Genomic DNA, 12,280 nt, shown 5'->3' with positions numbered 1-12,280 from the left:
GAGGAGGAATAAAAAATGGCAAAAAACAGATTAATAGGAGAATATCCAGTAATAGGAATAAGACCAACAATAGATGCAAGAAAAGGGGTTTTAGATGTAAGAGGTTCTCTTGAAGAACAAACAATGAATATGGCAAAATCAGCAGCTAAATTATTTGAAGAAAATTTAAAATACTCTAATGGTGAACCAGTAAAAGTTGTTATAGCTGATACTACAATAGGTAGAGTTCCAGAATCAGCAGCCTGCCAAGATAAATTTAGAAGAGAAGGAGTAGATATAACTCTTACAGTAACTCCATGTTGGTGTTATGGTTCAGAAACAATGGATATGGACCCAATGACTATAAAAGGAGTATGGGGATTTAATGGAACAGAAAGACCAGGAGCGGTTTACTTAGCATCAGTTTTAGCAACTCATGCACAAAAAGGGCTTCCTGCATTTGGTATATACGGACACGATGTTCAAGATGTAGATGCAACAGAAATACCCGAAGATGTTAAAGAAAAATTATTAAGATTTGGTAGAGCAGCAGTAGCAGCAGCTTCTATGAGAGGAAAATCTTATTTACAAATAGGTTCTATATGTATGGGAATAGGTGGATCTATAATAGATTCTGCATTTATAGAAGAATACTTAGGTATGAGAGTTGAATCAGTTGATGAAACAGAAGTAATAAGAAGAATGAGTGAAGAAATTTACGATAAAGAAGAATTTGAAAGAGCTTTAAAATGGACTAAAGAAAAGTGTATAGAAGGGTTTGATAAAAACCCAGAGTATGTTCAGAAATCTAGAGAACAAAAAGATAAAGATTGGGAATTTGTCGTTAAAATGATGTGTATAATAAAAGACTTAATGAACGGAAATGAAAACTTACCAGCAGGCTGTGAAGAAGAAATGTTAGGACACAATGCAATAGCTGCAGGTTTCCAAGGTCAAAGACAATGGACTGATTTCTATCCAAACTGTGATTTTCCAGAAGCATTACTTAACACTTCATTTGACTGGAATGGAGCAAGAGAACCTTATATATTAGCAACTGAAAATGATGTATTAAATGGAATAAGTATGTTATTTGGAAAATTATTAACTAATACTCCACAAATATTCTCAGATGTTCGTACTTACTGGAGTCCAGAGGCAGTTAAAAAAGCTACAGGTTATGAATTAGAAGGTGTAGCTAAAGAGTCTAATGGATTTATACATTTAATAAACTCAGGAGCATCTTGTTTAGACGCTTGTGGTCAAGCAAAAGATGAAAATGGTAATGGAGTAATGAAAGCTTGGTATGATGTAACAGAACAAGACCAAGATGCAATATTAAAAGCAACTACTTGGAATCCTGCTGATAATGGATATTTTAGAGGAGGAGGATACTCTTCAAGATTTTTAACAGAAGCTGAAATGCCTGTAACTATGATGCGTTTAAATCTTGTAAAAGGACTTGGACCAGTTGTTCAATTAGTAGAGGGATATACTGTAAAGCTTCCTGATGAAGTATCTGATAAGTTATGGAAAAGAACAGATTATACTTGGCCTTGTACTTGGTTTGCCCCAAGACTTACTGGAAAAGGTGCATTTAAATCTGCTTATGATGTAATGAACAATTGGGGAGCTAATCATGGAGCAATAAGCTATGGGCATATAGGAGCAGATATAATCACATTATGCTCAATGTTAAGAATACCTGTAAGTATGCACAATGTAGATGAAGAAAAAGTATTTAGACCAGCTGCATGGAATGCATTTGGAATGGATAAAGAAGGCCAAGATTATAGAGCTTGTCAGGCTTATGGACCAATGTACAAATAATAATAATACAGAAGGTGATATCATGGAAACGAATAACTTTAAAAAGCAAGTATTAGCCTTTGATTTTGGAGCATCTAGTGGAAGAGCAATGCTTGGAGTATATGATGGAACTAAAATAAGTATTGAAGAAATCCATAGATTTTCAAATGACCCTGTAATTGTTGGGGGAACTATGTATTGGGATGTGCTTAGACAGTTCTTTGAAATCAAGCAAAGTTTAATCAAGTCAAAGCCTTTTGGGAAAATAGATAGTATAGGGATAGATACGTGGGGAGTTGACTTTGCGTTACTTGACGAGTATGGTCAACTGCTTGAAAATCCTATTCATTATAGAGATGGTAGAACTAGTGGAATGCTAGAAAAAAGCTTTGAAAAAATATCAAAAGAAGAGTTCTATGATATAACTGGTAACCAATTTATGGAGATAAATACAGCATTTCAATTATTATCATTAAAAGAAAAAAGATCACATCTGCTTGAAAGAGCAGATGTGATGCTCCTAATGCCTGATTTATTTAATTATTTATTAACAGGTAAAAAGGTTACCGAAAACTCTATAGCATCTACAACTCAATTATTTGATGCAAAGAATAGAACTTGGTCAGATAAAGTAATTAATTCTCTAGGCATACCTAAAAAATTATTCACAGAAATTGTTCCTAGTGGAACTATAATAGGCAAAATATCAGAAGATATAAGTGAAGAATTAAAAATAGATATGAGCGATGTTATTGCAGTAGCAGGGCATGATACTCAAAGTGCTTTAGTATCTGTACCAGCTATGGAAGATGACTTTGTATTTTTAAGTTGTGGAACTTGGTCACTTCTTGGAACTGAAATTGATGAACCTATAATAAATGAAAAATCTAGTTATTACAATATAACTAATGAAGGTGGATATGGGAATAAAGCTTCATTTTTAAAAAATATAATAGGTCTTTGGTTAATACAAGAAAGTAAAAGACAATGGGAACGAGAGGGCAAAACATATAGTTTTAGTGAATTAGAAGAGTTAGCTAAAAGCTCAAAACCTTTTAAATGTTTTATAGACCCAGACGATCCAGTATTTGTTCCAGCAGGAAATATTCCTAAAAGAATTAGAGAGTATTGTATAAAGACTAATCAAGAAGTTCCTAAAACAGAAGGTGAAATAGTTAGATGTATTAATGAAAGCTTAGCATTTAAGTACCGATATTCATTAGAAGAAATAAAAGACTGTACAAAAAAAGATTATAAAGCCATGTATATGGTTGGCGGAGGCATACAAAGTAAGCTTTTATGCCAAATGACTGCTAATGCTTGTAATATGGAAGTTAGTGCGGGACCGGTTGAAGCAACTGTACTTGGAAATATAGCTATTCAATTAATGGCAACAAATGAAATAAAAGATTTAAAAGAAGCTCGCAAAATAATTAGAAATTCACAAGATATAAGTCATTATTATCCTACTAATGTTAAAGTATGGAATGAAAAATATGAAATTTTTAAAGAAATAATAAAATCTAAGGAGATTGTAACATGCTAAAAAATATACCTCAAATATTATCACCACAACTTTTAAAAGTATTATGTGAAATGGGTCATAGTGATCAAATAGTAATATCTGATGGAAACTTTCCAGCAGAAAGTATGGGAAAAGACTCTATAGTAATTCGTTGTGATGGACATGGAGTAGCAGAACTTTTAGATGCTATATTAACAGTTTTTCCATTAGATACTTATATAGATAAGCCAGTTAATTTAATGGAAGTTATGCCAGGAGATGATGTAGAAACTCCAATATGGGATACTTATAAAGAAATTATACAAAAGCACGATAATCGTGGTGCAGAAACAGTAGGAACTATAGAAAGATTTAAATTTTATGATGAAGCTAAAAAAGCATACGCAATAATCGCAACAGGGGAAAAAGCATTGTATGCAAACGTTATATTACAAAAAGGTGTAGTAGTAGAATAATAAAATTAATTTTGGAGGCAGTTATTATGGAATGCGTAAAAACTTTAGAATATATGGAAGTAAGAGAACAAATATGTGATGTATGCCATAAAATGTGGCAATTAGGATGGGTTGCAGCTAATGATGGAAATGTAAGTGTAAAATTAGATGATGGTACTTTTTTAGCAACACCAACAGGTATAAGTAAAAGTTTTATAACACCAGAAAAATTAGTTCATATAGATGAAAATGGAGAAGTTTTAGATGGTCCAGAAGGAGCTAAACCATCATCAGAAATAAAAATGCACTTAAGATGTTATAAGGAAAGAGAAGATGTAGGAGCTGTAGTACATGCTCATCCACCAACAGCGACAGGATATGCAGTTGCTCACTTAGATATGGATAGATATACTATGATAGAAACTGTTATAGCAATAGGATCTATACCAGTAACACCATATGGAACACCATCTACTTATGAAGTTCCAGATGCAATAGCACCATATTTACAAGAACATGATGTATTATTACTTGAAAATCACGGAGCACTTGCAGTAGGGGTTGATCTAATAACTGCATACTACAGAATGGAAACTTTAGAGTTATATGCAAAAATAAGTTTAACAGCTCATTTATTAGGTGGAGAAAAAGAAATATCTGAAAAAAATATAAATAGATTAATAGGAATGAGAAAAGGCTACGGAGTAACCGGAAGACATCCAGGATTTAAGAGATATAGAAAATAATCTATTATAAAAAAGAATATATGGGGGGAAACATTATGGATGGCAAGTTAAGTAGTTCTGTAGGAAATAAACAGGAGACAACACCTATTGTTCCTAAAAAATATATAGTACATTTTGTTATGCTTGTATCTTGCTTTGTATTGTGGGGATTATTAAACAATATGACAGATAATCTAGTACCGGCATTTGGTAGAATATTTATGCTTGAGGCAGCAGATGCTTCATTAACACAAGTTGCATTTTATGGTTCATATGCAGTATTAGCACTTCCAGCAGCAATACTTATAAAGAAATACTCATATAGAACTGGTGTATTAGTAGGTCTAGGTTTATACATAGTAGGAGCTATGGGATATATACCAGCTGCAATATCTCAAAATTTCAACTTATTCTTAGCATCAGTTTTCGTTTTAGCAGGAGGATTATCAATACTTGAAACAACTTGTAATCCATACGTAATTTCATTAGGAGCACCAGAAACTAGTGTACGTAGACTTAACTTAGCTCAAGCTTTTAACCCATTAGGTTCATTAACAGGTATTATAATGGCTAAATATCTTATATTAAGTAACTTAAATCCTGCAACTTATGAAGAACGTATAGCTATGAGTCCAGAAGCATTAAGTACAATACGTAGTAATGAATTATTATGGGTATGTGTACCATATGTTGGATTAGTAGTTATAGCACTAATAATATGGGTATTCTTTAAGAAAAGCAAAGATTCAGAAAAGGATACATCAGGTGAAATTAATATAGTAAGTTCAATTAAGAAATTAGTTAAAATACCTCGTTATGCATTTGGAGTTGTTGCACAGTTTTTCTATGTTGGAGTTCAAATATCAGTATGGACTTGGACTATAAGCTATGTAATGACTAACCTTGGATTAGATGAAGCTTCAGCTTCAGGATATTATTTAATAGCTATAATATCATTTATAGTATGTAGATGGATATGTACAGCTTTAATGAAGTACATTGACCCATCTGTAATGATGGCAATATTTGCAGTAGGTGGTATAGTATTTAGTTTAGGAACTATATATTTACCAACAAATCAATCAGTATGGTGTTTAGTAGCTATATCAGCGTGTATGTCATTAATGTTCCCTACAATTTACGGTATAGCACTTAAAGATTTAGGTGAAGAAGTAAAGGTTGGAGCAGCAGGACTTATAATGGCGATACTTGGTGGAGCAGTTATAACACCTATAATGGGTAAAATGATAGATACAGGAATATTATCATCTATAGTACCAGCATTTACAGGAGCACAAGCAGCAGTTCGTTCATCATTCTTAATACCAGTAATATGTTTTGCAGTAGTATTAGTTTATTCTTTATGTTTTAGAACTAAGAAAGAAGCTTAAATAATAACACAATATTAAAACAAGAAGAAATAATGAATAGTCAAGATGGGTCATATTTTATAATTTTATTGTAAAAATGTGACCCATTTATATTTTTTGCATACTATAAAGAATATTAATTATAATATAAAGCTTTTAAGAAAATTTAGGAGACTGATTATGTTTAAATATATTGACATAAATTCGAAATCAGAACTAGAGCCATATTTTAAATTAATAGATTATGAAGCTAGCGAGTATTGTTTTAGTACTATATATATGTGGAGACATTTATTTAACACAAAATATTATATAGAAAATGATTTTGCAATAATACTTTTAGAATACGAAAAGAATGTATTTTCAATAATACCTTTATGTAAAAAGAATAAATTATTATATGTTATAGACTTTGCACTAAATTATATAAAAAATGAGTATAAAAGAATACAATTAAAAGGCGTAAATGAAGAAATAGCAGATATAATCAAAATCAATTATAAAGAAAAATTTATATATGAAAAAGAAAGAGACTTGTTTGAATATATATATGATGCAGAAAGTTTGAGAACTTTAAGTGGAAGAAAAAATAAGAAAAAAAGAAATCATGTAAACACATTCTTAAGTTTATATAAAAATAGGTATGAATACAAACTATTAGAGAAAGAAAACTTTGAAGAATGCCTAGAGCTAATTGATAGATGGGAACAAAATAAAGAAAATATAGAAAGTAGTGGACATAAAGAACTTGATGAAGAAATCTTAAGCATAAAAGAAGTATTTGAAAACTATGAAAAGTTAAAAGACAATGTAAAAATTGCTGGAGTTTATATAGATAATAAGCTTGAAGCTTTTACAATAGGTGAAAAGATTAATGAAAATATAGCCTTAATTCATATAGAAAAAGCAAATCAAAATATAAAGGGGCTATATCAATATATAAACCAACAATTTTTACTAAACGAATTTCCAAATGTTAAATATGTAAATAGAGAAGAAGATTTAGGATTAGATGGTCTTAGAGAAGCTAAATTATCCTATCATCCATGTAAGTTTATAGAAAAGTATAGTATAAAAGAAGCATAATAAGGAGATTAAGCTAGCCTCCTTTTAATTTGTATATACTATCATCTTCGCTAATGATTTATAAATGTTTTGATAACGTGGAAACTAAAGTAACTTAAATATATAGTAAAATTAAAAATGATATTTTGAAGTAATTTCATGTGTATTTCTTAGACTAAATAAATGAAGTAAATTTGTATATTTTTATATTCAAAAATAGGATATACTTATAAAGATAAAATAAAAATATAAGGATATAACAATGAATAAAATAATAAAAATATCCATTAGAAATCTAGTGGAATTTATAATGAGACATGGAAGTATAGACAATAGATATACAAGTTCTATAAAAGCTATAGAAGGTATAAGAGGTCATCAAAGAGTACAAAAATCCTATGGTGATAATTATACTGCCGAAGTACCTTTAAAATATACCTTAACTTATGAAGATTTAGAAATAATGGTAGAAGGTAGAGCAGATGGAATACTAATAGAAGAAGATAAAACAATAATAGATGAAATAAAAACAACAACTAAAGACTTACTATTAATAGATGAAAATACAAATCCACTACACTGGGCACAAGCAAAGTGTTATGGATATATATACTCTATGCAAAATGAATTAGATAACATAGATATACAAATAACCTATTACAACATAGATACAAAATCTACAAGAATACTAAGACAAAGCTATACACTAAAAGAGCTTGAAGAATTTTTCTTTTGGTTAATAGATGAATATAAGAGTTGGGCACAATTAGAAAGTGATTGGGTAAATAAAAGGAATGAATCAATAAAAAAGTTAAAATTCCCATTTGAAAACTATAGACCAGGTCAAAGAGAACTAGCTGTAAGAGTATATAAAAGCATAACAGATAGTAAAAAATGCTTTGCACAAGCCCCTACAGGAACAGGAAAAACTATATCAACCATTTTCCCAGCTATAAAGGCTATGGGAGAAGATAAAACTTCTAAAATATTTTATCTTACAGCAAAAACTATAACTAGAGAAGTAGCACAAAATACTATTTCTTTAATGAGAAAAAAGGACTTAAATTTAAAAGCAGTAACAATAACAGCAAAAGAAAAAATATGCAAAATGGACGAAGTAAACTGTAATCCAGAATACTGTCCTTATGCAAATGGATATTTTGATAGGATAAATAACTCATTAAAAGATATCTTAGCAAAATATAATGACTACTCAAAAGAAAATATAGAAAAAATAAGTGAAGAATACATGCTTTGCCCATTTGAATTATCTTTGGATTTAACTAATTTAAGTGATGTAATAATATGTGATTACAACTATGTATTTGATCCAAGGGTATACTTAAAAAGATTTTTCGATACAAAAACTACTGATTATACATTTTTAATAGATGAAGCTCACAACCTAGTAGATAGAGCTAGAGAAATGTATTCAGCAACATTAAATGAAGAAAAATTTATTAAAGTTAAAAAGCTAATAAGTAAAAAAGACAAACGTATAACAAGAGTTATAAAAGAAATACAGTCTTACTTTGAGGATAAACTAGAGGACTTAACCACAGTAGATGAAATTGATTTAGTAGAAAGTGAAGCACCACTAGAACTATGTGAAATACTTAGTTCATTTATAAAGTTTGTAGATGAATACTTAGCAATAACTAATGAAGAAAATGAAGAGTTGATGGATTTATATTTTGACGTATATAGCTTTTTATCAATATCAGATTTTTATGATAAAAACTATACAACAATATATACAAAAACATTTAATGGAATGACTATAAAAATATACTGTGTTAACCCTCAAAAAGTAATTGAAGAAAAAATGAAAAAAGCTAAATCAAACATTATATTTTCAGCAACACTTATTCCTATGGATTATTTTATGAAAATGTATAGTTATGATGAAGAAGACTTTATTATAAACTTGAAAAGCCCATTTGATGTAAATAATAGACTACTTATGATAGGGGACAATGTAGCTACAACTTACAATAAAAGATTTGAAACAAGCGAAGATATAGCATCATATATTGCAAACTGTGTACAAGCTAAAAAAGGAAATTATATGGTATTTTTCCCATCATATAAGTATATGGAACTAGTATTTGATAAAATGAAGGAAAATTACCCAAATATAAATACATCAATACAAGAAAGTAATATGAGTGAAGAAGAAAAAGAAGAGTTTTTATCTATGTTTGATGAAGATAACAAAGAAACTCATGTTGGATTTTGTGTACTAGGTGGACATTTCTCTGAAGGAATAGACTTAACAAATGATAAACTTATAGGGGTTATCATAGTAGGAGTTGGAATGCCTCAAATTGGAATTGAAAGAGATATTATAAAAGAACATATGAAAGATAGTAATAAAGGCTTTGATTATGCTTATGTATATCCTGGTATGATTAAGGTATTACAAGCTGCGGGTAGATGTATAAGAACAGATGATGATAAAGGTGTTATATTACTACTAGATAATAGATATTCTCAAAGAAGATATCAAAGCTTGTTTCCTTATGAATGGTATCCTAATTTTAGAGTAAGAAAAAGTGATGATGTTAAAATTTTATGTGAAAAGTTTTGGAGTAAGTAATATATAAATTTGATATATTCTTAATAGAGCTATTTTTAGTTGGTAAATTCTTTAATAGAATTTAGAATATGAGAAAGTTTATAATTGTTGTATAATACGAAAAAGTAATACATTTAATATTATTCATATAAATATAGGGGGAGACATAATGAAAAAATTTTTTTCTGGCGGAGGTAAATTTAATATTTTTTTTGTAATAGGAGTAATTCTTATAATATCAGATTTTTTTACACTAAATATCCAATTGCTCTTATAGGATTATTAATTGCAAATATTCCTGAAACAAAAAATGCAATTAATGATTATAAAGAAACTGGTAAGTTAAGTTTATACTTAGTTGTACAGGGATTTGTTTTTATTACTACAATTTATATCATAATTTCTACCATGTTAGGTATATAAGTTTAAATTAATAATAGTCTTATTTGTAGGATAGTGATTATGAATAGTTTTTGAAAAGTTAAAGCGAGTTTTTGATAAATAATATTAATATATTGAGGACTAAATTATATAAAAATAGCCAGATGTATTGGTATATCCATTGTCTGGCTATTTCTATTGACTATTTAAAATCTAATGATTCTTAACAGATCTAATAAATAGGAAATATGCAATTATAGTTGTGAAAAAATATATTACCCAAGAAGCCTGATACCCAAAAGAAGTATCAGCTATAACACCTGATAAAAATGGTCCAACTGAAGTACCAAGGATAAAGAACATATTTACAAAACCAAAAACTACAGAGTAGTTCTCATTGCTAAACAACCTACTAACTCCATAAGATGGCCAAATTGAAGACATACACATAGTAAGACCGTAAAATATTGTAAATAAATATGCAAATACTGGATTACCTGCAAGTATTAAAAAAACTACACTAATACAACTAACAGTTCCCATAAAATATAATACTATTTTAGTTTTAAACTTATCAAATAAAATACCACCTACAATATTTGCAACTAAACTTGTAAGAGCAAGAGTAGACCCTATATTTGCATTAAAAGAAATTGAATATCCTAAAACTGATAAATAGGGTTGTATATGTTGCTTGATACCAGCAAAGCTTATCCCCATAAGTAAAAGACCTACTGAAAAAGTCCAAAATGAAGGTGTTTTAGATATATCCTTAAAGGTATAGGATTTATCTTTTGATTTATTATTTTTATTATTAGAATCTCTTAATTTAGCCATTACATCGTCTGGTCTTTTTGCTATAAATAAGCTTATAGGAAGTGAAACTATAACAACGATAGCTCCTAAAAATAAATAGGCAAGTCTATAGTTATATCTTTCTAAAAATCTAGATGCTATTTGCATCCAAAAAAATGTTCCTGTACCTATTCCTGCAAAAACTATTCCCATTATAGAACCCTTTTTTTCTGGTTCAAACCAGTCTGATATCATTGTTGATATTGGTATTGTTGTAAGGCCACACATTCCTATTGCAACAATTACTCCTATTAGGTAAAAGGATAGTATATTGTTTGCAAGTCCGTATAGCATGTATCCTCCTCCAGCAAGGATTGATGATAATGACATTATTATTTTTATGTTTACTTTATTTAGAAGGTTTCCTACTAAAGGTGAGCATATTGCTATTGTTATTGCTGTTATTGTAAATAACAGAGAAAACTCTCCAATACTAAAGTTTCTTGCATTTATTACTGGTGCTGTAAGTATTGTATTTACGCTATTTACTATACTAAATGCTACAGCCATAAGTATAAAGCTAGATACTGCTATGATATATTTATAATTATTTTTACTTTTATCCATAGTTTATCTCCTTTATCTAAAAATTTACAAGTATATGATTATAATTCCAAATGTAGCGAAAATAATGCAGGTGATGTTAAAAAAATAGGTAACTTAATGAAATAAAAGAAATTGAATAGATTTTAAGTGTTATTGTATAAATATAATTGAATGAAACCTACAATATAGTAAATGTTGTAATTGGTATATAATGCGAAATAAAAATATTTTTGATACAATATAAGATATTAAGTTAAAAGTAGATATATTAAATAGAAAGGTGAATATTTATGATATACTGTAGTAACTATAAAATTGGTTTAGAGGATATAGGAAGAAATAATGAAGCAACTAATAAAGCACTTCTTGCAATAATGCAAGATATAGCATGTCTTCACAGTGCATCTGTAGGATATGGAATTTTAGAAATAGAAGCTAAAAAGAGAGCATGGATGCTTTTAGATTGGAAAATGGAGGTCATAAAAAGACCTAAATATAATGATGATATAAAGGTAGAAACATGGTCAAGAAAAGTAGAAAGACTATATGCATACCGTGACTTTCAGATTAAGGATAAAGAAGGAAATATAATTGTAATTGGAACATCAAGATGGATCTTTGTTGATACAGACAGAAAAAGACCGGTAAGGCTTACAGCAGATATTGCAGATTTATATGAATCAGAAACAGATAAAAATGTATTTTTAGAAGAAATGGAAGATATTAAGTGTGGAGATTACCTTTTCAAAAAGGACTACTGTGTTCAAAGAAGAGATATTGATATAAATCAACATATGAATAATTTAAGCTATCTAGATATGGCCTATGAAATTCTACCAGAGGATATTTATAACACTAAAGTTTTTAATAATATAAGAATAGTATATAAAAAAGAAATATTGTATGGTGAAAAGGTTGAATGTTATTATGAAGAGCAAAATAATAAGCATATTATTACAGCAAAAAGCCAAGGTAAGATAAATGCAATAATAGAATTGTCATAAAAGTGAAAC

Annotated in this window: 9 protein-coding genes; 8 read left to right on the top strand and 1 reads right to left on the bottom strand. The window is 29.1% G+C overall.

The genetic code is table 11. The annotated features are described in order from the left end of the window. The first annotated feature begins 15 nt into the window (after positions 1-15). The 7 genes from CRIB_RS05835 (at position 16) to CRIB_RS05805 (ending at position 9,506) form a co-directional block, all read left to right on the top strand. Positions 16-1,809, top strand: coding sequence for an L-fucose isomerase (locus tag CRIB_RS05835; RefSeq protein WP_180703579.1), 1,794 nt, complete (start codon positions 16-18; stop codon positions 1,807-1,809). Positions 1,810-1,831: 22 nt separating this feature from the next. Then, positions 1,832-3,334, top strand: coding sequence for a rhamnulokinase (locus CRIB_RS05830; RefSeq protein ID WP_180703578.1), 1,503 nt, complete (start codon positions 1,832-1,834; stop codon positions 3,332-3,334). Then, positions 3,328-3,768, top strand: a complete 441-nt coding sequence (locus CRIB_RS05825; protein WP_180703577.1) for an RbsD/FucU family protein — start codon at positions 3,328-3,330, stop codon at positions 3,766-3,768. The genes CRIB_RS05830 and CRIB_RS05825 overlap by 7 nt, the downstream gene beginning before the upstream one ends. A gap of 26 nt (positions 3,769-3,794) precedes the next feature. After that, the gene (locus tag CRIB_RS05820) at positions 3,795-4,493 is read left to right on the top strand and encodes a class II aldolase/adducin family protein (protein WP_071121584.1); all 699 of its coding nucleotides are present in this window, start codon (positions 3,795-3,797) and stop codon (positions 4,491-4,493) included. Between the two features lie 35 nt (positions 4,494-4,528). Then, positions 4,529-5,863: an L-fucose:H+ symporter permease gene (fucP, locus tag CRIB_RS05815; RefSeq protein ID WP_071121585.1), complete on the top strand. Its 1,335-nt coding sequence runs from the start codon at positions 4,529-4,531 to the stop codon at positions 5,861-5,863. A 159-nt stretch (positions 5,864-6,022) separates the two neighbouring features. Next, positions 6,023-6,928, top strand: coding sequence for a DUF2156 domain-containing protein (locus CRIB_RS05810; protein WP_312258159.1), 906 nt, complete (start codon positions 6,023-6,025; stop codon positions 6,926-6,928). A gap of 241 nt (positions 6,929-7,169) precedes the next feature. Continuing rightward, positions 7,170-9,506, top strand: coding sequence for an ATP-dependent DNA helicase (locus CRIB_RS05805; protein WP_180703576.1), 2,337 nt, complete (start codon positions 7,170-7,172; stop codon positions 9,504-9,506). 573 nt (positions 9,507-10,079) lie between these two features. Here the strand turns inward: CRIB_RS05805 and CRIB_RS05800 are convergent. Beyond that, positions 10,080-11,288, bottom strand: a complete 1,209-nt coding sequence (locus CRIB_RS05800) for an MFS transporter (RefSeq protein ID WP_180703575.1) — start codon at positions 11,286-11,288, stop codon at positions 10,080-10,082. 269 nt (positions 11,289-11,557) lie between these two features. On the opposite strand from CRIB_RS05800, the gene CRIB_RS05795 reads away from it, so the two are divergent. Further along, positions 11,558-12,271 carry an acyl-[acyl-carrier-protein] thioesterase gene (locus CRIB_RS05795; protein ID WP_180703574.1) on the top strand — a complete coding sequence of 238 codons (714 nt, stop codon included), beginning with the start codon at positions 11,558-11,560 and terminating at the stop codon, positions 12,269-12,271. Positions 12,272-12,280: the final 9 nt, after the last annotated feature.

It is taken from the genome of Romboutsia ilealis (assembly GCF_900015215.1).
Classification (GTDB): domain Bacteria; phylum Bacillota; class Clostridia; order Peptostreptococcales; family Peptostreptococcaceae; genus Romboutsia; species Romboutsia ilealis.
This window is presented reverse-complemented; position numbering and strand designations above follow the sequence as displayed.

Coding starts and splice junctions, on each gene's coding strand:
- CRIB_RS05820 (WP_071121584.1), top strand. CDS start 3,795: ATGGAATGCGTAAAAACTTTAGAATATATGGAAGTAAGAGAACAAATA.
- fucP (WP_071121585.1), top strand. CDS start 4,529: ATGGATGGCAAGTTAAGTAGTTCTGTAGGAAATAAACAGGAGACAACA.
- CRIB_RS05805 (WP_180703576.1), top strand. CDS start 7,170: ATGAATAAAATAATAAAAATATCCATTAGAAATCTAGTGGAATTTATA.
- CRIB_RS05825 (WP_180703577.1), top strand. CDS start 3,328: ATGCTAAAAAATATACCTCAAATATTATCACCACAACTTTTAAAAGTA.
- CRIB_RS05835 (WP_180703579.1), top strand. CDS start 16: ATGGCAAAAAACAGATTAATAGGAGAATATCCAGTAATAGGAATAAGA.
- CRIB_RS05800 (WP_180703575.1), bottom strand. CDS start 11,288: ATGGATAAAAGTAAAAATAATTATAAATATATCATAGCAGTATCTAGC.
- CRIB_RS05795 (WP_180703574.1), top strand. CDS start 11,558: ATGATATACTGTAGTAACTATAAAATTGGTTTAGAGGATATAGGAAGA.
- CRIB_RS05830 (WP_180703578.1), top strand. CDS start 1,832: ATGGAAACGAATAACTTTAAAAAGCAAGTATTAGCCTTTGATTTTGGA.
- CRIB_RS05810 (WP_312258159.1), top strand. CDS start 6,023: ATGTTTAAATATATTGACATAAATTCGAAATCAGAACTAGAGCCATAT.